21 protein-coding genes are annotated in these 21,000 nt (G+C 48.2%); 3 read left to right on the top strand and 18 right to left on the bottom strand.

What is annotated here, in order from left to right:
* The first annotated feature begins 99 nt into the window (after positions 1 to 99).
* Positions 100 to 1,368 (top strand): NAD(P)/FAD-dependent oxidoreductase, encoded by a 1,269-nt coding sequence (locus tag ABXS70_RS22910; protein ID WP_342554096.1) that lies wholly within the window; start codon positions 100 to 102, stop codon positions 1,366 to 1,368.
* 300 nt (positions 1,369 to 1,668) lie between these two features.
* Here the strand turns inward: ABXS70_RS22910 and ABXS70_RS22915 are convergent, their stop codons facing one another.
* The 8 genes from ABXS70_RS22915 to ABXS70_RS22950 all read right to left on the bottom strand — a co-directional run bounded on the left by ABXS70_RS22915 (position 1,669) and on the right by ABXS70_RS22950 (position 9,649).
* Positions 1,669 to 2,079: a hypothetical protein gene (locus ABXS70_RS22915; RefSeq protein WP_366291086.1), complete on the bottom strand. Its 411-nt coding sequence runs from the start codon at positions 2,077 to 2,079 to the stop codon at positions 1,669 to 1,671.
* 189 nt (positions 2,080 to 2,268) lie between these two features.
* Positions 2,269 to 3,525, bottom strand: a complete 1,257-nt coding sequence (locus tag ABXS70_RS22920) for an ABC transporter permease (RefSeq protein WP_366291089.1) — start codon at positions 3,523 to 3,525, stop codon at positions 2,269 to 2,271.
* A gap of 16 nt (positions 3,526 to 3,541) precedes the next feature.
* On the bottom strand, positions 3,542 to 4,279 hold the full coding sequence (locus ABXS70_RS22925) for an ABC transporter ATP-binding protein (protein WP_366291092.1): 738 nt from the start codon (positions 4,277 to 4,279) through the stop codon (positions 3,542 to 3,544).
* Positions 4,280 to 4,443: 164 nt separating this feature from the next.
* A complete protein-coding gene (locus tag ABXS70_RS22930) occupies positions 4,444 to 4,851 on the bottom strand; it encodes a type II toxin-antitoxin system death-on-curing family toxin (protein WP_366291095.1) in 408 nt (135 codons plus the stop codon).
* Positions 4,848 to 5,111 (bottom strand): AbrB family transcriptional regulator, encoded by a 264-nt coding sequence (locus ABXS70_RS22935; RefSeq protein ID WP_366291098.1) that lies wholly within the window; start codon positions 5,109 to 5,111, stop codon positions 4,848 to 4,850. Before ABXS70_RS22935 ends, ABXS70_RS22930 begins: the two co-directional genes overlap by 4 nt.
* Positions 5,112 to 5,250: 139 nt before the next feature.
* Positions 5,251 to 6,675 carry a hypothetical protein gene (locus ABXS70_RS22940; protein ID WP_366291101.1) on the bottom strand — a complete coding sequence of 475 codons (1,425 nt, stop codon included), beginning with the start codon at positions 6,673 to 6,675 and terminating at the stop codon, positions 5,251 to 5,253.
* A 49-nt stretch (positions 6,676 to 6,724) separates the two neighbouring features.
* On the bottom strand, positions 6,725 to 8,116 hold the full coding sequence (locus ABXS70_RS22945; RefSeq protein WP_366291104.1) for a hypothetical protein: 1,392 nt from the start codon (positions 8,114 to 8,116) through the stop codon (positions 6,725 to 6,727).
* Positions 8,117 to 8,317: 201 nt separating this feature from the next.
* A complete protein-coding gene (locus ABXS70_RS22950) occupies positions 8,318 to 9,649 on the bottom strand; it encodes an MFS transporter (protein ID WP_366291107.1) in 1,332 nt (443 codons plus the stop codon).
* Positions 9,650 to 10,217: 568 nt separating this feature from the next.
* On the opposite strand from ABXS70_RS22950, the gene ABXS70_RS22955 reads away from it, so the two are divergent.
* The gene (locus ABXS70_RS22955; RefSeq protein ID WP_342554088.1) at positions 10,218 to 10,679 is read left to right on the top strand and encodes a MarR family transcriptional regulator; all 462 of its coding nucleotides are present in this window, start codon (positions 10,218 to 10,220) and stop codon (positions 10,677 to 10,679) included.
* 118 nt (positions 10,680 to 10,797) lie between these two features.
* Here the strand turns inward: ABXS70_RS22955 and ABXS70_RS22960 are convergent, their stop codons facing one another.
* The 4 genes from ABXS70_RS22960 to ABXS70_RS22975 form a co-directional block, all read right to left on the bottom strand.
* A complete protein-coding gene (locus ABXS70_RS22960; protein WP_366291112.1) occupies positions 10,798 to 11,289 on the bottom strand; it encodes a hypothetical protein in 492 nt (163 codons plus the stop codon).
* A 160-nt stretch (positions 11,290 to 11,449) separates the two neighbouring features.
* The gene (locus ABXS70_RS22965) at positions 11,450 to 12,979 is read right to left on the bottom strand and encodes an MDR family MFS transporter (protein WP_342554086.1); all 1,530 of its coding nucleotides are present in this window, start codon (positions 12,977 to 12,979) and stop codon (positions 11,450 to 11,452) included.
* A gap of 261 nt (positions 12,980 to 13,240) precedes the next feature.
* A complete protein-coding gene (locus ABXS70_RS22970; RefSeq protein WP_366296747.1) occupies positions 13,241 to 13,816 on the bottom strand; it encodes a GNAT family N-acetyltransferase in 576 nt (191 codons plus the stop codon).
* A 230-nt stretch (positions 13,817 to 14,046) separates the two neighbouring features.
* Positions 14,047 to 14,343 (bottom strand): hypothetical protein, encoded by a 297-nt coding sequence (locus ABXS70_RS22975; protein ID WP_342554085.1) that lies wholly within the window; start codon positions 14,341 to 14,343, stop codon positions 14,047 to 14,049.
* A gap of 187 nt (positions 14,344 to 14,530) precedes the next feature.
* Here ABXS70_RS22975 and ABXS70_RS22980 point away from each other — a divergent pair, with 187 nt between their 5' ends.
* Complete coding sequence (locus ABXS70_RS22980; protein ID WP_342554084.1) at positions 14,531 to 15,010, top strand: GAF domain-containing protein; 480 nt, start codon at positions 14,531 to 14,533, stop codon at positions 15,008 to 15,010.
* A gap of 169 nt (positions 15,011 to 15,179) precedes the next feature.
* Here the strand turns inward: ABXS70_RS22980 and ABXS70_RS22985 are convergent, their stop codons facing one another.
* The 6 genes from ABXS70_RS22985 to ABXS70_RS23010 form a co-directional block, all read right to left on the bottom strand.
* Positions 15,180 to 15,800 carry a TipAS antibiotic-recognition domain-containing protein gene (locus ABXS70_RS22985; protein ID WP_366291117.1) on the bottom strand — a complete coding sequence of 207 codons (621 nt, stop codon included), beginning with the start codon at positions 15,798 to 15,800 and terminating at the stop codon, positions 15,180 to 15,182.
* Between the two features lie 14 nt (positions 15,801 to 15,814).
* Positions 15,815 to 15,955 carry a hypothetical protein gene (locus ABXS70_RS22990; RefSeq protein WP_366291120.1) on the bottom strand — a complete coding sequence of 47 codons (141 nt, stop codon included), beginning with the start codon at positions 15,953 to 15,955 and terminating at the stop codon, positions 15,815 to 15,817.
* 393 nt (positions 15,956 to 16,348) lie between these two features.
* The gene (locus ABXS70_RS22995) at positions 16,349 to 17,773 is read right to left on the bottom strand and encodes an aldehyde dehydrogenase family protein (protein ID WP_366291123.1); all 1,425 of its coding nucleotides are present in this window, start codon (positions 17,771 to 17,773) and stop codon (positions 16,349 to 16,351) included.
* A gap of 586 nt (positions 17,774 to 18,359) precedes the next feature.
* On the bottom strand, positions 18,360 to 18,782 hold the full coding sequence (locus ABXS70_RS23000) for a universal stress protein (protein ID WP_342554081.1): 423 nt from the start codon (positions 18,780 to 18,782) through the stop codon (positions 18,360 to 18,362).
* Between the two features lie 78 nt (positions 18,783 to 18,860).
* Positions 18,861 to 20,078, bottom strand: coding sequence for an MFS transporter (locus tag ABXS70_RS23005; protein WP_342554080.1), 1,218 nt, complete (start codon positions 20,076 to 20,078; stop codon positions 18,861 to 18,863).
* 258 nt (positions 20,079 to 20,336) lie between these two features.
* Positions 20,337 to 20,795 carry a MerR family transcriptional regulator gene (locus tag ABXS70_RS23010; RefSeq protein ID WP_342554079.1) on the bottom strand — a complete coding sequence of 153 codons (459 nt, stop codon included), beginning with the start codon at positions 20,793 to 20,795 and terminating at the stop codon, positions 20,337 to 20,339.
* Positions 20,796 to 21,000: the final 205 nt, after the last annotated feature.

The raw sequence follows: 21,000 nt of genomic DNA on the forward strand, positions 1-21,000 counted from the left end.
ATAGAACACTTTATAAGCCTGTCTGATTTCAGAAAAAGGCAGAAGTAGACATTGTCTATAAAAAACAGACAAAATCAATCAAAAAGAAGGTAATCATGAATGTATGACGTTATTGTAATAGGCGGCGGTTCCGCAGGTCTGATGGCTTGTGTGGCAGCTGCTGAGCACGGAGCATCTGTGCTGCTGCTGGATAAAGGAGATCAATTAGGCCGCAAACTGGGCATCTCCGGCGGAGGACGCTGCAATGTAACCAATGCCAAAGAAACAGATGAGCTTATTCGCCACATTCCGGGTAATGGACGCTTTTTATACAGCTCGTTTCAAAATCTGGACAACCAGGGTATCATGCGTTTTTTTGAAAATCTCGGTATTGCCTTGAAAGAAGAAGATAACGGCCGAATGTTCCCGGTCACAGACAAAGCCAAAACGGTTGTTGATGCGCTAGTGGGTAAAATCGTCTCCCTTGGCGTAGAGATCCGTACGAAAGAACCCGTCAAAGAACTTCTTCAGAACGGTCAGCATGTGCAGGGGGTTAAACTGGCCTCTGGCAAAATTATTCACAGCCGCTCTGTGATCATCGCAACGGGCGGCAAATCCGTGCCGCAAACCGGTTCGACCGGGGACGGATATCCTTGGGCTGAAGCAGCGGGTCACACCATTACTGAGTTATATCCAACCGAGGTGCCGATTGTTTCCGGGGAGAGCTGGATTCAGTCCAGAGAGCTGCAGGGCTTGTCTCTGCGTGACATCGCTCTATCCGTACTGGATGCCAAAGGCAAAACGGTCATTTCCCATCGTGGAGATATGATTTTCACCCATTTTGGTGTATCCGGTCCGGCTGCCCTTCGCTGCAGTCAATTTATTCGCAAGGTTCAGATGAAGTCGGGGAGCACGCAGGTCACGCTGAGCATCGATCTCTTCCCTGACCTTACCCCGGCTGCGCTGGAAGCACAGGTTAAGCAAGGTCTGGAGCAGGAGTCACGTAAGGCTGTCAAAAACATTTTGAAAACATGGGTGCCTGAGCGACTGATTCCCCTCTTGATGAAACGTGCCGAGATTGGGGACGACCTCACATTCCATCATTTTCCGAAAGGTATGTTAAGTCATCTGTGTGAACTTATGAAGTCCTTCACTTTTCGTGCAGACGGCACGCGATCCCTTAAAGAAGCCTTTGTTACCGGGGGCGGAGTTCACTTAAAGGAGATATACCCTAAAACAATGGAATCCAAGCTGCTGCCTGGACTATTCTTTTGCGGTGAGGTGCTCGACATTCACGGTTACACCGGCGGTTATAACATTACAGCTGCCTTCTCCACTGGATACACCGCTGGCATGCACGCAGCGGAGTACAGACATGTTAACGCGTAGGTAGATAGGTAGACGTGAAGCGTCCACGAGCGGGAAAAGGTGCTGCTGGCCTAAACATCACCAAAGGAAGCAAATAGCGTTCCCCGTGATCGGTAGAAATGATTAGGCAGCACTGGCCAAAGGATCACAATCCTTTAATCTGCATCTTACAATTGCGCCAAAAAGGGCATCCCGCATGTCATTTTCCATGACCGGGGTGCCCTTTGTTTTGTTTATACGTTTTGCCGCTCCAATTGGAGTTCAGCTTGTCGTTCATTACAATATGGTCTGATGTTGTTGAAACTGCTGCCCGGTTCTTCCTCAAGCCTTAACGCTGCCGGAGAATCCATCCGCCGAGTCGTCGTAAACAGGATCATTGCTGTAGTTATGTTCGTCCTGAGCTGCACTCTGGTCCACGCTCTGACCGCCATTCACCGCCTGTTTCCCACCGTGTACATAATTCTCATCCCAATCCTCGTTCACCAGATGCGCTGGAATAGATACACTTTGAAACTGATCCAGTTCATCCACCGAAGAGGCAAACACAGCACTCCCTCCATGGGATTGCACAATCTCAACAGCCGATTGTGGGTCCTGGCGATCCGTTGGGATATAGAATTCAAGTGGTGCAGACTGATATGGCTTATAGCCTAATTCCTCCAAGGTTGCTTTTGCCGCAAGCAGTGCCGAAGGATCGGAAAAATGCACTTGAAGCTCACTATTATCCATCACGCTAAACTTCTCCTCACTATAGATATTTCATCTTCAGTCCGTGAAACCTGTTGAAATCCAAGACATCCCTGAGTCAGGATTTCTTGAACATTCATGTGATTCACAAAACCTTTCCTCTATAGCATGGGCAGTAAGCATATGTGATATGCGTTCCCGGCAGCAGATTCCTTACAAGCGCATTTATGCAAATCATGCACGGGTCTGTCTGATCCAGCCTGCAGCGGACACTACAACATAACCAAATGCCGCCGTGCATGCAGCCGTCAGAAAACCGGCAAGCCAGCCCAGCCAAAACAATCCCATCACATAGCCCATCAGTACGGCGAGTGGAAGCAGTAACATACGCACCATAATAGAGCCTGCCTCATGCAGCGCAGCAGAATCATACGTGACAAGCTGAACATACTCCGAGGTTGCCAGTCCATCCCAGGCGCGGTACAACATCACGGTGAGCATAATCACCAGTAAACCGCACACGCTGACATTAACCGGAAACGGCGGCAGGGCTACCGCGGCAATGGACAAACTATCCAACTGTAAAAATAACTTCAGTGTCTCGGAATTGCGAAAAAATGCTTTGAAAGCAATCTCTGCCGTCCGATTCGGAATGGAGCGTTTACGAAATAGTTTGCGAGGTTTGCGAAAAATGATCGTACGTGTCTGCGGAGCCTTGGGTTTGCTCACAGCCTGACTTAACATCATGGCAGTCAACCTGAGCCTGCTTCGCAAGTCCTCCCGTACATCTCCTTCAAACGTACCTTTCATACGTAATCTCATCTGGATCATCGTAATGAGCAGTAACAGAACGGCGGCAATACTGAGCATGATTTTCCACGTATACATGTCCCCTGACATCCAAGCCGACGTGCGAACAGTCATCCATCCCATAGCGATCACAAGTGAGGCCAATGAGAGCCAGCGCCGCCATCCCGTATATCGAACTTTGATCATATGTATAGCAATGACTTGAAGCGAGGCTGCTGTTCCCAACCATAGAGTTGTCATCACGATCTGAACTAGAGACATCCCATACACACGAACGAATAGCGGTGCAACCACTGCAGTAATAAGTATCATTTTCCCAAGTTGTAACACCGTCACCCGCAGAAGCCCTCGCAGCATCAGTGTTCGCATCCATACCCTTCTGGATTTCAGGAACAACACGTCCGCTTCCTCGATAAAAAGTAGAACTCCACCCGTCAGGATGATCAGTTCGATAATCCCGGTTAGTAAAGGGAATGATATGCCGCCGCTTGCCCATGCTGGCAAAGCTTTTGTCCACAGACTGGCGTAATAGCCGATAAAATATAACATTCCTGGAACTAGCAGATACAGCCAGACTGTCCAGTCCACTACAAGCTTGAGATTGCGCCACTGTTCCCTAAGATGCTCTTTCTGTCTTCTCTGGTATAGAAGATGCGGGGTATAACGTTTGGGCTCCACCATCAGGCCTCTCCTCTCTTCAATCCGATGTCAGCGTATCAAAACAATCAAACAAAGACGCTTCCGGCATTTCCGCCGTAGCTCGAATCTCATCTAATGTTCCTTCCGCAGCCGAACGGCCAGAAGCAATCAGAACGAAGCGGTCACAGATCCGTTCCGCCGTATCCAGCACGTGTGTAGACATCAACACGCCTGCCCCGCGGCGGCGCTCATCATCAAGTAATTTGAGAAAATCCTTTGTTGCACGCGGGTCTAAACCGATAAATGGCTCGTCCACAATATAGATATCCGGTGAGGAAAGAAATCCGATCATGAGCATCATTTTCTGACGCATGCCCTTGGAGAAACTCGCTGGAAGATCATTGCGGACATGATCCATACCAAAACGGACTAACAATTCCTCCGCTCTCGCCACAAATACCTCTTCTTCTATTTCATACGCCGCTGCAGCCAGATCAAGATGTTCCCACAAGGTCATATACTCGTAAAAAACAGGCTGTTCGGGAATATAAGCATAACGCCCTTCCCCTCCAATGGTTACATCATAATCGGCATGCTCCAGCAGGCCAAGCAATGTTTTAATGGTTGTACTTTTACCCGCGCCATTAGGCCCGATAATCCCGACCAACTCTCCCGGTACCACGTGCATCCGAATATTCCGGATCGTAGACTGTCCTGGCGCATAACCAGCTTCGCGAATATGTACGTTCAGGATGGAATTAGGTAAAGCTGTTTCTTCCTGCGATGCACGCTGCATGGCTTAACACTCCTGTTCTTATCCTTTTTATACGTGATGAACTATTTATATTGTAAATGAGTTTTGAGTATCATGTTTGATCAAATTGAGCAAAAAGTAGGCAAATAAAAACAATAAACCATTAAAACTCCATGATTTATTGCTCATGCATTCTTTGATCCCTATTATGTTCTCTCCTCAGACCAACAGTGAGTTTGAATCATCGAAGTAAGATCTTCAAATGAATATTTGTGGTTGAACATATCAACCGTAAAATCCTCAGCTAAGGTCTGTTCCATTTTAAAGTAAATATGATTGTAACGTAAAAACATGACTAATGCAGTAAAGGCTGTTCGTTTATTCGCATTATGAAAAGGATGGTTTTGACCTAACGACTGAAAAATTGCAGCCGCCTTCTCATAGACTGTCGGATACGCTTCGTCACCAAAAGCAGATGATTGCGGTCTAAGAACAGCAGATTCAAGCAGATTAGAATCTTTTACACCAATCTGCTCTCCCGGGCTATACCGTTTTATCATCGCAACATTGATCGCAATTACTTCTTGAATATTTAAATAACGAATGAGACTCATCTGTCTTTAAGACCTTTCAGAGTTTGATTATACTCATCCATAACAGAAGCTAACGTATCCATAAAATCATTACTTATTCCGTTAGGCAGATTTACCTTGACCGACTTTTTAATAATAATTTCTCCGCTCGTTTGGTCGACCTCTACCAGAACCATATCTCCTTGTTCAAGTCCAATTTGCTTGAATGCTTCTGTCATCGTTATTCCAAGGCTGTTTCCAAATTTCGTTACTTTTCGTTCCATCTCTCTCACCCTACTCACTTAGATTCCTCCTATAATTATACTATTCAACTGTTATAACAATTATACCATGATTCACCCATTGTATTTGTTTAAATATAAAAAAAGAAGCAGGGGCTCCGGAGCCCCTGCTTCTTCATATTACAGTGAAAAACTCATATTATCGATTGCTCTCCACCATGGTCATCGTTTCGCTTTCAGCATTTGCATTAGCGTTCAGACCCAGCATGCCGCGGCTTTCGCCGGCATAGCTGCTGCTTGCGGTACGATCACGGTCGTTCACGTTACTATTGCGTTCGGATTGAGCCACTGCTGCACTCTCGCCTTCCGCTTTCGCGTTCAGACCCAGCATGCCGCGGCTTTCGCTGGCATAGCTGCTGCTTGCGGTACGCTCACGGTCATTCACGTTACTGCTGCGTTCGGATTGAGCCACTGCTGCACTCTCCCCTTCCGCTTTCGCGTTCAGACCCAGACCCAGCATGCCGCGGCTTTCGCTGGCGTAGCTGCTGCTTGCAGTACGATCACGGTCGTTCACGCTACTGCTGCGTTCGGATTGAGCAATGCTTGCACTCTCCCCTTCCGCTTTCGCGTTCAGACCCAGATCGAGCTTACCGCGGCTTTCGCTGGCATAGCTGCTGCTTGCAGTACGATCACGGTCGTTCACGTTACTGCTGCGTTCGGATTGAGCCACTGCTGCACTCTCGCCTTCCGCTTTCGCGTTCAGACCCAGACCCAGCATGCCGCGGCTTTCGCTGGCATAGCTGCTGCTTGCAGTACGATCACGGTCGTTCACGTTACTGCTGCGTTCGGATTGAGCCGTGCTTGCACTCTCCCCTTCCGCTTTCGCGTTCAGACCCAGACCCAGCATGCCGCGGCTTTCGCCGGCATAGCTGCTGCTTGCGGTGCGCTCACGGTCGTTCACGTTACTGCTGCGTTCGGATTGAGCCATTGTTTTACTCTCTCCTTCCGCTTTCGCGTTCAGACCGAGATCGAGCATGCCGCGGCTTTCGCTGGCATAGCTGCTGTTTGCGGTACGCTCACGGTCGTTCACGTTACTGCTGCGTTCGGATTGAGCAATGCTTGCACTCTCCCCTTCCGCTTTCGCGTTCAGACCCAGACCCAGCATGCCGCGACTTTCACTTGCATAGCTGCTGTTCGTGTTACTGCTGCGTACCTGACCGTCTCGTGAATACTCGTTCATCGCTGCTGCTTCTCCCGACACGCTGGCATTCAGGCCTAGACCTAATTTGCCAGTGCTGCTCTGCTGAGTTGTAACATCAGAAGAATGGTTATTGTAACGGTTCATGTTCTCTGCGGATACACCGGCGTTTAAGCCTAGATCCAGATTTAATGCTCCGCTTGCACTGGAGGAACCCCCATAGCTCTCATTATTCCCGTAACCAGCGTCACGTTGTCCTGATAGCAACGATCCCAGTTCCAGACGCAGACCTGCATTCAAATCCAAATTACCGCTGCTGTTGCTGTTATAGCTATCTGCATAGGTTGCCTGCGAAGCTCCCAGCAATCCAGCTGCCAGCGTACCCGACAATACCGACAATTTTACCCAACGATTCACTTTTTTCATGATTATATACACTCCTTCTCAATTTTGGTTGAATGAACACCTTTGTTTTTTATGAGAAAGAGGTATATTTTGGCGGCTGACCTGGTGGTGCTTGTGACCACTGGCTGAAACCATCCAAACGTTCCATGTCAAAAGCAAAACCATAACCCGGCATCACCGGGCTAGTTAACGCCAAAGGCAGTGCTACAGCTGGAATGGATGCTCCGCCCCCCGCCACACCGGACGAACCGGAGCTTGTACCTGTAGAGGTACTCGTTGCAGAAGGAGCTATTGCCATAACAGACCAGTTGGCCGGTCGTTCAGTCCGTGGTTGCCATGGTGCAGAGGCTTCATCCTGCTTTTCAGGTATTACCTGATCTATTTTCAGATTCCCCTGATTCTGGTCCTCGGCTGTTGATCTGCCAAAGATTGTGTCCATTTGCAACCACTCATTATCCAGTAAAGATACGTTTGCATTCGTCTCCTCAGCACGCTGGTTCAGACGATCCTGTTCCACAGGCACAGCCTGAGAAACGGTAGGTTCGTTGATTGAGTCCGGATTGATCTCAAGATCAATCACCTGACTTGTAACCTGTATTTCATCTTGTGCCGTGTTCTGTCCACTCACCTTGCCCTGAGACGAAGGTGAATCCGTTGCTGTACTAGAAAATTGTTTCTCAATTCTAGGTGTTTGCACAACATCAGGCTGATCCGAAATGTTCGCAGGCTTCCTTTGTTCTACAACCGGATGCTGCACCTCTGCCTTTCCAGGGTCAGGGTCAAGTTCAAGCTTGGCATCAGCGACAGGCACTTCTGCCTTCACCTTTGGAAGCTGTACCTTGCCTTCGCTCAAGTTCACACCCGATATCGAGACATCTACCGATGTGACTTCAGGAATATCAACTGTCACGGAAGGCAGTTCAACCTTGCCTTGCCGCAGGTCTGTTTGCACAGCAGACGTCTCTGCTTTGATGACCTCAGGAACCTCGGCAGTAATGCCTGGCAGGGAAGCTGTTCCTTCGTTAAGATTTACCTGGCTGCTGGATACATCTGCTCGAATGACAGGCGTGTCTGCCTGCACTGAAGGAAGATCCACCGTCCCCTGCTTCGCATCGATGCCTATCTTCGATGTTCCTGCCGATCCAAGCGGTGTATCTACTTCCAGCTCAGATACACTCAGCTTGCCGGTAGATGCATTCGCTTGGATCGAAGGAACTTCTACATCCAGCAGTGGGGTGGACACGGATATTGATGGGGTCAGATCAAGACCGCCATCTGCATCACGTGAAAACAAGTATAGCGACAATCCACTGGACGGTTTACTCGAACCCGCCTGATTCTGAACATCATCTGCATACACATGCGATGAACCGATGCCCATAACCAACGTTCCCGCCAGAATGGCTAACGGGATGCTTGCCAGACGAGTAATTGTTCTGGGTAATTTTACTTTTAAGTTCAAGCTGCTTCACCCCCTTTCCGCACTAGCCTTGGTGGGAAAAGGCATATGAGTTTCCCCCTTAGGATTAATTAGAATACAGGGATTTCTGCCTGTTCCTCATTAAACGTGAAGGCATCTACTCAAACGATTTTTCAATAAAAAAAATTTAAATTTAAATTAATTTCCGCCTTCATGCTGGGCGATTACCTCTCAAAAATCAACTTACGACACCTCTCTGGTTGACACAGATTTTGCCGGAAGAACTGCTTCCACATCTCCACTCTTCGCTCTTGCCTTCAACAAATACAATAGACCCAGCAGTGTCAACAGAATGCCTGAACTTACAAACGCAGGTACAACACCAAACGAAGTCACTAATAACCCGCCTGCCACAGGGCCGAGAATGTTACTCGTTGTCATCACACTGCCTACGGTACCAAATACCCTGCCTGTCATTGGCTCAGGGGTCTGTTCCTGCAGCAGAATCTGAAAAGGCACGACTGCAAACCCGATGCCCACACCCGCCAAGGCAAACAGCGAAATAAGAAGCAGCTGTGCGCCCATTCCTGCTGAAGGCCATACGACAACAACTAACCCAGCCGTCCCGATCACGAGGCCTGTTACAGCGGTACCCAGCCCCATTTTTAACCCGTGGCTCGCTGTTTTCCATTTCCGGACACTCATCGCCGCTATTAACGTTCCGACACCGCTTGCCGCAACACACCATCCAAGCAGATCACCCGAAATGCCGGGAAGCTGCCTGAACAACACAACCGTTTGTGAATCGGCAAATTGCAGAAACAAAATCGCAGCTGCCAGCAAAAGAAGTGACGTCCCTACGCGAGGAAGGGAAGCAAGCATACGGATGCCCTCAATTGTTTCTTTCCAAAAGGATGGTTTTACTTGAGTCGATCCTGCTGTCTCTTCCTTTACTCCTGTTACGTCAGAATCTGTCCGTTGGATCACCCGATAACCGGGAATCCACAATAAAATAATGCCAGAGATCAGAAATGATGCCGCATCCAGCACAAAACACCACGTGATTCCAAATCCGGCTGCAAGTAATCCGCCCAGTGCCGGGCCGATAATTTTGGACATCTGTTCGATTACAGAGCTGATGGACACAGCTTGAGCAAGCTGATGATGCGGCACGATCTCCTTCAGTTTGCCGTTCTTGGCAGGAGAGAACACCACATCAAACAGAGATTTTAGAATGAGCAGCACGTAGATATGCCAAATCTGATCGGCAAAAATGAACGCACCCACGATGATCATTCGGGCGCCATCGGCTGTAATCATCAACCATTTCCGGTTCAACCGATCTGCCAGTGCACCGGCAAAAGGTCCGGTAATCAGGACAGGCAGCGCAGCTGACAGCATCACAAAAGTGATCTCCAAAGGCGCTGCATTCCAGCGAAGACCTACCAGTGTCAGAATAGCCAGCAGATGAAGCCAGTCTCCCAGATTAGATACAGCCTGAGATACCATTAATGTGACGAAAGAGCGATTCTGTTTCAGTGTCCTCTGCCCTTCCAATGCGTATGTCGTAGTCATTCCGTTTCTCCCCCATCAATTCCGAATAATCACTATGAAAATGATTATATAGAAGAGGGCCCTTCTGAACCTCCTGCCAGAGACGGAGATCAGAGTATCCTGCAGAATGATTTTTCTAACGATCCGGGCTTTGATCGATACAGCTCCTCCAATTGCGGATATGTATGTTAAATCATGATAATGATCAAATTTTAAATGCTAAAAATGCAAATCTTGTGACATATCGCATGTTTTTCACCAAAATAGAGGTCTACAATGTACATATAACGAGACGATTCACTGATTCGTCAATCGATATAATGATCCAACTCATATAAGTTGATCTGATCTTTTACAAAACGCATTGTATAAGTTTAACTTCATTTGCCCAGGACCGAAGGGGAGAGAATACATCTGGAAAAGCGCAGCTAAAAGCATTCTCAAAGAAAGCTGCATCGAAAGCATAAAATCTCGCCTTATACTCTCATTGGAGTGCAGGAGTAAGTCAGCCTTAGTTCAAACTTATACAGCAAAGAGAACCTTCATATCATGTCAACTTATATAAATATCACTGAAAGGCGGGATCAGCATGCTGGAATTACAAGAAATCGGGACCGAACGTTCACTTCATCTGTACCGCACCTTGGCCCATACGTTCAAAAGTGTGAATGAACACGCTGTATCTGGAAGTAAAGTACATGGATTTAATCCGACTGCGTACGGAGTGCTCGAAGTGTTATATATGAAAGGTGCACAGCCGATTCAACAGGTAGGCGCGCAGCTGCTGTTGCAGAGCGGGAATGTCACCTATGTCATTGACAAGCTGGAGCAAAAAGGACTGCTGCGCCGCAAACATTGTCCGCAGGATAGACGCATCATTTTTGTCGAACTGACGGAGGAAGGTCAGCGTACGATGGATGATATCTATCCGGGTTATGCAGTCAAGATTGATCGGGCGGTCAGTGGTCTGAGCGAAGAGGATAAGGAACTTTTATCCGAGCTGCTGTGCAGGCTGGCTCACGGTGCAGAAAGTCTTTCAGCGAGCAGCTAGGGGCGGCATAAGCATCGCACAACCACATCAGCAGCAGGATAATGATAATGCAGACTCGCTAGAAAGCTTTTGAAAGTAAACAGAAATAAATAAAAAACCGGATGGGCCTATCCAAGGCTCATTCGGTTTTTGCTTGTATATTGTTTTTTAGCCCGTGGGACCCTGCCCGCAAAACATACTGCCAGCCTAGAAAGATCAGGGTGATGACAAACATCTGGCGAATAGCCCCCATGTAAAGAAACGTATTTTCCCGAAACACAAAGATAGAGAACAGAAGACCGCTTAATCCTGCTAGTAGAACATAACCAATCATTATAGAGACAACCTGCATCGCAACTCCTTTGAATCGTCGCGCTAAGGACATAGACACCGCATCCGTCAAGAGTGACAGTGGAAGAATAAGAAAAGTGACAATCGCTAGACTAATTAGTGCAGTAATAAGCAGTGAATACCAAAACGGATAATAATACGTATGATCCATTCGCTCAGCTGCAGGCACGTATTCCATGAGGACAACGATTAGAGCCATTGAAATACAGGCCAGCAATGCTGAAAAGATTCGAACAGGAGAGGAAACAGGTCGTAGGACAACTAGCTTTGGTTTACTCAAATCAGTTCATCCTCCTTTTTCCAGTCCATCATACCAAACCTGTTGTAATATAAAAAGCAGCTGATGTTCAGTTGCTTTTTAGGATATAACGAAAATATGCATCGATCCGGCGAATGCCATTACTTACCGTGCACTTCCAATCCTTCACCCGGCATGTTAGTTACTTCTGCATAGCTTCCACCTGAGGAGGTGCATCTCCATCTTCAGGAACAATCAGTCGTTTGCGCAGGGCCAGTGTGGTGACCCACGAAATGATCGCAATAACAAACATAATGACAAACAAGGAGTGCAGGCTGCCCTCAAGCACGCTGCGCAGCAGCGCCCACTTCTCATCCGACAACGCTGCATCTGTATGCGGCGCCAGCAGCTCGTTCAAATCCTGTTCCGAAATCCCCGCTGCCGCCAGATTCTGTTCACTCGATAGAGCCGAGATACGGAAATTTAACCACGTACCAAAAGCCGCCGCCCCAATGGTCTGCCCGAGTGTACGCATGAACGTATGCAGTGCCGTTGAAGAACCGCGCTCCTTATATCCCACAGAGGACTGTGCAATAATGGTGAAGATTGTAAATGCAAAGCCGAACCCCAGACCATATATAAAGGTCAGAATAAACAGCACGACCTGCGGGGATGTCCCGCCCACCAGGAACAGCCCACCCGAACCGACGGCAATGCCCGTAAGTCCGATTAATGTGGTCAACCGTGATCCAATCTTCAGCAGCAGGCGGCCTGCCAGTACGCTGCCGATCAGCCAACCGACGGACATGGGTGCGAGCAGCAGCCCGGACTCGGTTGCATTGCCTCCGCGAACTCCCTGCACCCACAGCGGCAGATAACTGGTTAAGCCGATCATTAATGTGCTGGTCAGCAGGCCTGCGATATTCGCCACCCGGATGTCCCGAATACGGAACAGATGGAGTGGAACCATCGGGGCCTGAGCTCTTTTTTCCACCACAAAAAACAAAATAATAAACAGAACGGCAGTGATACTCAGTCCCACAATTAATGGAGAACTCCAAGCATAGTACTGCCCGCCCGCCGACAAAACAAAGAGCAGTGCGGTGATGCCTACGGTGAAAGTCAGCGCCCCGAAATAATCGATTTTGGCCGTACGTGGCGAGATATCCTCTTTCAGATACCGGAATACAAACCACATCGCAAGCAGGCCAAACGGCACATTAAACCCGAAAATCCACTGCCAACCAAGGTTGTCCACAAAATAACCGCCAAGCAGCGGACCCACAAGAGATGAAATGCCCCATACCGAGCTGATCCAGCCCTGAATTTTGCCGCGTTCCTCAATGCGGTAGATATCCCCGATAATCGTAAAGGTCACCGGCACTACAGCTCCCGCACCAATCCCCTGAATGGCACGATAGATGATCAACTGCTCCATATTCTGGGAAAGACAGCACAAGAGTGAACCGAGCAGAAATAAGGCACAGCCGATGAGGAAAACAGGTTTACGTCCATACAGGTCACTGATTTTGCCAAAAATCGGGGTACTGACTGCCATCGTGAGCAGATACGCCGTAAAAATCCAGCTGAGCAGCTGCACGCTTCCCAATTCGCTGACAATCGTTGGACCCGCCGGGCCAATTACGGTGCCTTCAATCGCAGACAAGAACGTGGCCAGCAGCAAACCAGCCAAAATGAAACTGCGCTTTAAACCTCCTGATGATGTATTCACACAAACCCTTCTCTCTTTTTTCTCTTTAATCATAAGAAGAATATTATTTACATGCCACTACGAGCCAGAACAATTTTTCGATCGTTATTGCCCCCGGATTTTTTGAATTTCATTATTTAAGAGGGGGAAATCCGGTGGTAAGCCTATGCTTCCGATGCAGCTTTCTTGCCGAAAGCTTTCAGACGAACGCTTCGCTTCTCCAGCTTTGTTCTGTCTCTCCGTTAATATGTAAATAAAAACTCTTATTAATAAAATCGCATCTTATTTCCTTCTCTTACTGCGAAGAAACTCATCATATAATAGCGAATACATGACCATGTCCTTGTATCCGGTGGACGTGTGCTGCACTTGACGCAGCAAACCTTCACGTGTGAAGCCTTGACTTGTCAGGAAAGACCCCGAAGCTGCATTACGCGGGTCAACAAGTGCTTCAATCCGGTTCAGTCCCATCGTCTCGTAACCGAAGGGCAGCAGCGCCGTAAATGCCTCGGACATATAACCGTAACGCCAGTAGTCACGACCCAGCTCATACCCGATCTCCCCACGGAATGCCCCTTCCAGCTGCCAGGTGTTGAAGCCGCAGCTGCCGATAAGTTTGCCTGAATCCTTCAGTTCGATCCCCCACCGGATGGCATCCTCTTCCCCTGCCATATGGTTCAGCAGCCCGATCATATCAGCCGCCTCGCTTGTCCCGATCATCGGTGCGAGATTCATATACCTCGTAACCTCCCGGTCTGACCAGTGAACGAACATCTGGGCAGCATCCCTGCGGCGCATTTTACGCAAACGAAGACGTGTTGTCTCGAGCTCGGGAATTCTTCCTTTACATTTATACATCATCTGACACTCCGATCCGATCCTTTGTTGCAGACCATAAGATTCATTAGCCATCTAACCATAACCTGCACCAATTGGCAACTGTTCACTCTTCGGATCATATCAAAAAACCGGGCGCACCTGCTCCCGGTCTTGATGTACATATGAATCCATCAGCACAGGATATCCTGTCTTATGGCAAGGGTCCTACACATTTGCTTTACTTTGCTTCAAGCCGATCTGTTTCAGACTTATGCTGGAGAGGCTTTCTTACTGCCAGCGAGCAGTTCCTCGCTCACCCGTCCAAGCACAGCAACAATCTCTTTATATTCTTCAATGCCTGTCCCGGTCAGGCTCCACTGGTCTCCGTGGGCAGTCAGGAAGTTCTCCTGTGTGAGGTGTTCAAGCTCCTGCTTGATCTCACGTTCACCAACACGATATCCACGCTCTTCTAACAGAGGCAGCGCATCGCTTACGGTTAGATCCTCATTTTGGGCAAAATATAGAAGATGAATTCGTACAAACAGGTTCTGTACTTCTGCATGCATAAGCTAAGCTCCTTCCCGGGTTGTAGCCCTACTTGGTTGCTAAGTAATTACCCCGTGAAAGAAGCGGAGAAACAGGAGCAGAATCCAGCTGCTGTAATCTCTTTCCAGAATCATTCCGCTTGACTAACCGCATCCGCTGCACTATCTTGAAAATAAGTACCATTTTTGCTCGGGAGGGTGATTCACCATGTTTCAAGCTGTTTCCTATGAAGGAACACGAAGCGAGCAGCACACCGCCGTCCTGGGACAGTTAAGTGCTCTGATCCGCGATGAACCTAGTGCGATTGCCAATCTGGCTAACGCTGCTGCGCTGCTCAACGTATTTCTAACCGACACCAACTGGGTCGGATTCTATCTCTATGACGGAAAAGAACTGGTCCTCGGACCGTTCCAGGGATTGCCTGCCTGCATTCGTATTCCACTTGGACGCGGGGTATGCGGGACATCTGCTGCAGAGAGACGCACACTCGTTGTGGATGATGTGCATGCTTTCCCGGGCCATATCGCCTGTGATGCCGCATCCAATAGTGAGATCGTTGTTCCAATTATTAAAGATGGACAATTATACGGTGTGCTGGATATCGACAGCCCGATTAAAAACCGTTTTGACGATGAAGACCGTGTCTTCCTGGAAAAAGCGGTCAGTTTGCTCACGGAGCAGCTGTAGGCCATTTAATTGACTTTCAACTAAACGGTACAAGAGGACTCATCTCCTCTCACCACAATGATGGTGATATCGATAAGTGTGAGCAAAAAGCGCAGACCTCGCCGAGGTCTGCGCTTTTTGCTGCTATGTTCATACCGATGTTCTTGCCCGCCCAAGTTACTTTATGCATCTAGGATAGATCCTGTGCTGCTTTGATGATCATTCCTTCCCGTAGAAACTCAGCTAGCCTTGGGTGATAGCCGTCATACATGTTACGAAAATCGCGATGCTCCACGTACAGATTGGCTAAATCCCGGTAAATCTCAGCTGTTGGTGTGTAATATCCTTTGATCCATTCAAGATGTCTGCCGATAATCTGCTGCACATCCGGGCTGCCCGGCTCAAGGCCAAGTTCCAGTGCCTGTTTCAAATCCAGATGAATTCGATCAATCTTCGCCTGCGATTCCAAAAAATCTTCTTTGGATTTCAGCTCCATTTCCTTCGCTTGCAGATCTTGTGTCGGGAAGGCGTCAGCAGCATCAGAAGAGTGCTGTGTTTCACCTGCTTGCAGCAGCGGGACATGACGCGTGTTATGCGCAAAACCATAGTACAGTTCATGCTCCTCCATCGTCTGCTCTCCTTGGAGATAAGAAACCGTTCGATCCAGTGTCTGAATTAAACCGTGCAGTCGCAGCGCTTCCTCCAGAATTTGAATCCGATGCTGCTGCATCACACGTACAATTTCTGCAGGATCTTCTTTCAGCATAGAACCAATTTCTTTTTCCGGCACACCTGCTTCTTTACAAAACATGATTTGCTGAAGCTTCAGCAGCTCTTTTTTTCATAGTAAATATCTTCGTCCAGTCCACGAAAGGCAGGGGACAGCAGCCCCAGCTCCGCATAATAGCTTAACTCACTCAAACTTACACCTGACATACCAGATACATCGGTCATGGAATACGCCATGATATCACCTCCTGCCTCTTCTGTTTGCTCTGTGTGTTCACTCGCCGGTTGATTACTGCGTTATATTTAAAAGATTGAAATGTAAAACGTTAATCCTGCTTAATGCCAAAAGCATTCATGATCCTTGAAACATCGTTGAAACGCATTCATTATTTTTCACAAAGCGTTAGACATCCATATTCCAAGGAGACCAACGGGTTCATACCGTTGTTCGCAGTATGTACCTAATTAATACCCCCCTCACTCTATGTGAACCCGTAGTCAGTAAATAATTTTATGTATTTTTTGAGACCAATTTCTTGGTTTTGAAACCCAAAAAATCCTGCACCCCTGAGGTGGATGCAGGATTTCCAATCATTTTATACTACAGGCTGTAACCCTCAATAAACCCGATTAATTTTTGTTAAACATGACAAACTTTAATTCCGTCATTTCTTCCGCCGCATACTTGACACCTTCACGTCCGATCCCGCTTTGCTTCACTCCACCATACGGCATATGATCTACCCGGAATGTTGGGATATCATTGATCATCACGCCACCCGCTTCAATCTCATCCACGGCTCGAAGCGCCGTTTGAATGTCATTGGTGAACACTCCTGCCTGAAGCCCATACATGGAGTCGTTGACATGCTTGGTGCCTTCTTCTACGGAATTGACCGTGTTAATGACAACAATTGGTGCAAACACTTCCTGACACGATACCTTAGCTTCACGCGGCACATTGACAAGTACCGTTGGACGCAGCACGCCTGCTTCAGCTTTACCACCCACTGCAACCGATGCACCTGCCTGCTTCGCTTCTTCAATCCATTCCAGTGTGCGCTTCACATCCTTGGAGGTAATCAGTGCTGAGACCATCGTATCCTCATTCAGCGGATCACCGATCACAACCTGTTCGGCCGCTGCAGCGAAACGTTGGATAAAATTCTCGGCAATGGCCTCGTGCACATAGATACGCTGTAATGAAATACATACCTGACCCTGATATGTGAACGCACCCGTGACGCAGCGCGGAATCACCTTGTCCAGATCGGCATCTTTGTCTATAATTACAGCGGCATTGGAGCCAAGCTCCAGCGTAACACGTTTCAATCCGGCTTTGCTGCGGATACCCGTTCCTACGGCTGGACTGCCTGTAAAGGTGATATAAGCCACATCGGGATGCTGCACGAGCACGTCACCGATTGTTTTGCCATCGCCACTCACCACGTTCAATGCTCCATCAGGCAGCCCTGCTTCGTGAAACAGGTTCGCTATGAAGTAGGCAGACAGCGGTGTCTGCTCCGCAGGTTTGAGCACGATCGTATTTCCTGCTGCCAGCGCGGGCCCCACTTTATGTGCAGCCAAGTTCATTGGAAAATTAAACGGTGTGATCGCCCCGATGACCCCTATCGGCTGTCGCATAGTATAACCGATGCGGCCTTCGCCGCCTCTCGCCGCGTCCATCGGAACCGTCTCTCCGGTTAAACGTTTCGCTTCTTCGGCGGCAAAACGGTATGTCTCAATTGTACGGTCGATCTCGGCTCTCGCCGCAGTGATCGGCTTCGCTGCTTCCAATGCAACAATGCGGGCCGCCTCTTCTCTGCGTTCTTCCAGCATGGCGGACAGCTTGTACAGCAGGTCTGCACGCTGATGTGCAGGCATCTGACACATGGCTTGGCGTGCCTGCACTGCCGCAGCTACAGCTGCCTCCGTCTCCTCTGCTGAGGCGGAAGCCACTTCTGCCAGTGTTTCTCCGGAATACGGCGCCTGGAGTGTCGTATACCGCACTGATTCGGTGTGCTTGCCGCCAATAAACAGATGTTGTTTTTTCATAAACTGCATCCTCCATTCATTCGATTCCTTATCAAAGGCATATAATGCAACTTATAGCTCAAATAACTCACATGCAGCGCATAATTCATATTCAGTTGTAACTGACAAGCATCACAGTTCATTCAAGTTAATAACGCATAGAACAAAAGCCGCGATGCACGAATCGTTTAGAACACCCCGCACAAAGCTTGACTCAAAAACAACGAACCTGCCTGCACAGCAAGCTGTAATCTCAAGTAGATAACACAGCCTCTGAGGCAGACCTGAGAAGGTTATACTTTAGTTATACACTATTTCTGCATGATCCACCCAGTAAACGAGATTGAAAGACAGGGTTAGTACCCTCGCTCTCAATTCTAACGATCTCCAGAAACCTTATTCAGCCTAATATGGGGCATTCCAAATTCTAACGATCTCCAGAAACCTTATTTCATGTCCTAACATGATAATCAACCTTTTTCCACACCCAAAAGGCAATATAGCGTTTCTACGAATCGTTAGAATTTCAAAATGGCATTTTCCAGCAGAATAGGGTTTCCTGAGATCGTTAGAATTTACAGCGTGAATCACTCACCAGACATTCCGTTCACTTCACCGTCAGAACTGGACAATCTGCGTGCTTCAGCACACCATGACTGACGCTGCCGACCAGGATCTCAGCCAGCATCCTTTTACCTCCGGTGCCCATCACAATCAGATCGCATTTTTGTTCACGTGCCGTGCGGCAAATTTCGGTCACAGGATCACCTGCAACCAGACGTGTCTCATATGACACGGCCCGATTAGCCAAAAGTTTCTTCACTGGCTCAATAATATGCTTTCCTTCCTCGGCGATGCGTTCTTCCAAATCCACCCCAAGGGCAGGCTCGTTAATCGAAATGGAAGGATTCACATGCAAAATGGTCAAATGAACTGAATTCTTCATCTGTTCAGCCAGCATGAGAGCCTGTTCCAGTGCTTTATTCCCATGATTCGATCCATCCACAGCTGCCAATATTCGTTCCAGCATTTCAATTCCTCCAGTCTGATGATTAACCCGAAATGTTAGTTAATTAGTTAGTTAATAAGCTGATCTCGGCATATTTCATTAATGAGCAATTGAAGCATCGATATCCCGCAGGTGACGACGACGCATCAGCAGTACACCGACGCCGATCAGGACCATCAAAGCACCGAAATAAAACGGCGTTTCGGGCAGAAACCATTCGGACAATTTTCCTGCAAGCCAAGGCGCAAGTGCTCCACCCATAAACCGTACAAAGCTGTATGCTGCAGATGCGACCGAACGTTCGACAGGTGCTGCCTCCATAACAGCCGTGGTGATCAACGTATTGTTAATACCCAGGAAAATACCGGCGACAATTACCGCAACGATAACCGTCATTGATGAACCCATTACCGTACCAACAGCCATTACCAGCAGGTCGGCCGCAAACAGTGTGAGCATCACACTCATGGATGGCACTGAGCCAAATCGCCGCTGCAGCTTCGGTGCCACAAAAACGGACGTAATCGCCAGCATTAATCCCCAACCGAAAAAGACATAACCTAGACCGTGCTCATCTAGTTTCATCACATATGGTGAATAAGCCATCAAGGTAAAGAAACCAAAATTGTACAGAAAAGCGGTAATCGCCAACGTTTTCAGTGAAGGGTAACCGAGTGCTTTGAACGGATCGGACAGTGTACTGCGCGTTTTCGGTTTGGCCATTTTGGGCAGCATAAACATGATACTGATAAAAGCAACCGCCATCAGGGCAGCTACCCCGTAGAACGGACCGCGCCAGGAGATCGAACCCAGCTCACCGCCAAGCAGCGGACCAACGGCAATCCCGAGACCGAGTGCTGCTTCGTATAAAATAATAGCCTTGGCTGTCCCTGATGTGGACAACCCAACAATGGCTGACAAGGCGGTGGCAATGAACAAGGCGTTCCCAAGTCCCCAGCCTCCGCGATAACCGACCAGCGCTCCGACCGTGTCGGATGTACCGCCCAGGAAAGAGAATACAATAATCAGCAGGATGCCGCTGAGCAGTGTCCATTTCACGCCAATACGGCTGGATACAACACCGGTGATCAGCATAGCAATTCCCGTTACTGCGTTATAGCTTGTAAACAGGAGGGACACCTGGCTTTTGGATGCGTGAAGCTGATCAGCAATAGCTGGCAGGATCGGATCGACGAGACCCAGTCCCATAAATGAGATGATACAGGCGAAGGCCACGGCCCACACTGCTCGCGGCTGGGACAGCAGGCCTCCACGGGATGACGGTAACTCGTCAGGTAATGATGGTTCTCTTTTCATAAATCATTCCTCCGATATGAATTAATTATGGTATTGAAACGAAACATAATGAAAATTTTCGCAATGCATCTATTCCATTTTCAAAATTCGAGACAAAAAAACAGCACAAGCACACCGGAGTCACCAGTGTTTGTACTAAAGCATGCTGCAATTCATCTGATCCTGATTTAATCCGTAATCAGTGCAATCCGGATCATGCAGACATACTTGCTATCCATCCGTTTCCGTTCCTTTTTCTCTGCATTGATCTCATGCTGGTTAATCGTCCTTGGTCTTCGTCTGCTTGCCAGCACGGATCTGCAGCGTCTGTATACCTGTTCTAACCCGTTCGCGCAGCTCTTCCAGCTCATGCTGTACGGCGTGAATGCTTTGCAGTTTCTGCTCCAGCAGCTGCAGCTGACCATCGAGTGTTGTTTCCATGCGGCTGAGCTTTTCGATACGTTTCTCCACCTCAGTTGTCTGCTGGTAGTCAAATCGCTGTTCGTTCAGCGTATCGGCCGTGGCGACATAAGCATGAAGCTCCTGTAACGAGAAGCCAAGCACTTCTTTGGCACGAACAACTTTTTTCAAATAGTCGATGTCCTCTTGTGTATACAGCCGCGTTCCACCATCTGTCCGCCGAGGTGAAGGCATAACTCCAATCTCTTCATAGTATCGAATGGTTCGTTTCGTAAGTCCGCAGGCTTTGGCAGCATCATCAATTTTGAATAAACCCATCTGCTTCACCTCTTTTCATATGTCATCATTATTATGTATATAATTATATATATTTATAACGTTAACGTCAACGTAAGATTTATAAGGCAGAGACAAGGAAAGACACAAACATGATCTGAAATACAATTGGAAACGAAAACAAAAAAGACCCGCTTGCACGGATCTTGGTGTATTACATAATCCTTATTCAGGTTTCAATACGCAT

The organism is Paenibacillus sp. AN1007 (assembly GCF_040702995.1).
Classification (GTDB): Bacteria; Bacillota; Bacilli; order Paenibacillales; family Paenibacillaceae; genus Paenibacillus.

Bases quoted from the DNA above. Each gene is read 5' to 3' on its own strand.
- ABXS70_RS22910 (WP_342554096.1), top strand. From the start codon at position 100: ATGTATGACGTTATTGTAATAGGCGGCGGTTCCGCAGGTCTGATGGCT.
- ABXS70_RS22920 (WP_366291089.1), bottom strand. From the start codon at position 3,525: ATGGTGGAGCCCAAACGTTATACCCCGCATCTTCTATACCAGAGAAGA.
- ABXS70_RS22925 (WP_366291092.1), bottom strand. From the start codon at position 4,279: ATGCAGCGTGCATCGCAGGAAGAAACAGCTTTACCTAATTCCATCCTG.
- ABXS70_RS22930 (WP_366291095.1), bottom strand. From the start codon at position 4,851: ATGAGTCTCATTCGTTATTTAAATATTCAAGAAGTAATTGCGATCAAT.
- ABXS70_RS22940 (WP_366291101.1), bottom strand. From the start codon at position 6,675: ATGAAAAAAGTGAATCGTTGGGTAAAATTGTCGGTATTGTCGGGTACG.
- ABXS70_RS22950 (WP_366291107.1), bottom strand. From the start codon at position 9,649: ATGACTACGACATACGCATTGGAAGGGCAGAGGACACTGAAACAGAAT.
- ABXS70_RS22955 (WP_342554088.1), top strand. From the start codon at position 10,218: ATGCTGGAATTACAAGAAATCGGGACCGAACGTTCACTTCATCTGTAC.
- ABXS70_RS22970 (WP_366296747.1), bottom strand. From the start codon at position 13,816: ATGTATAAATGTAAAGGAAGAATTCCCGAGCTCGAGACAACACGTCTT.
- ABXS70_RS22975 (WP_342554085.1), bottom strand. From the start codon at position 14,343: ATGCATGCAGAAGTACAGAACCTGTTTGTACGAATTCATCTTCTATAT.
- ABXS70_RS22980 (WP_342554084.1), top strand. From the start codon at position 14,531: ATGTTTCAAGCTGTTTCCTATGAAGGAACACGAAGCGAGCAGCACACC.
- ABXS70_RS22985 (WP_366291117.1), bottom strand. From the start codon at position 15,800: ATGTTTTGTAAAGAAGCAGGTGTGCCGGAAAAAGAAATTGGTTCTATG.
- ABXS70_RS22990 (WP_366291120.1), bottom strand. From the start codon at position 15,955: ATGGCGTATTCCATGACCGATGTATCTGGTATGTCAGGTGTAAGTTTG.
- ABXS70_RS22995 (WP_366291123.1), bottom strand. From the start codon at position 17,773: ATGAAAAAACAACATCTGTTTATTGGCGGCAAGCACACCGAATCAGTG.
- ABXS70_RS23000 (WP_342554081.1), bottom strand. From the start codon at position 18,782: ATGCTGGAACGAATATTGGCAGCTGTGGATGGATCGAATCATGGGAAT.
- ABXS70_RS23005 (WP_342554080.1), bottom strand. From the start codon at position 20,078: ATGAAAAGAGAACCATCATTACCTGACGAGTTACCGTCATCCCGTGGA.
- ABXS70_RS23010 (WP_342554079.1), bottom strand. From the start codon at position 20,795: ATGGGTTTATTCAAAATTGATGATGCTGCCAAAGCCTGCGGACTTACG.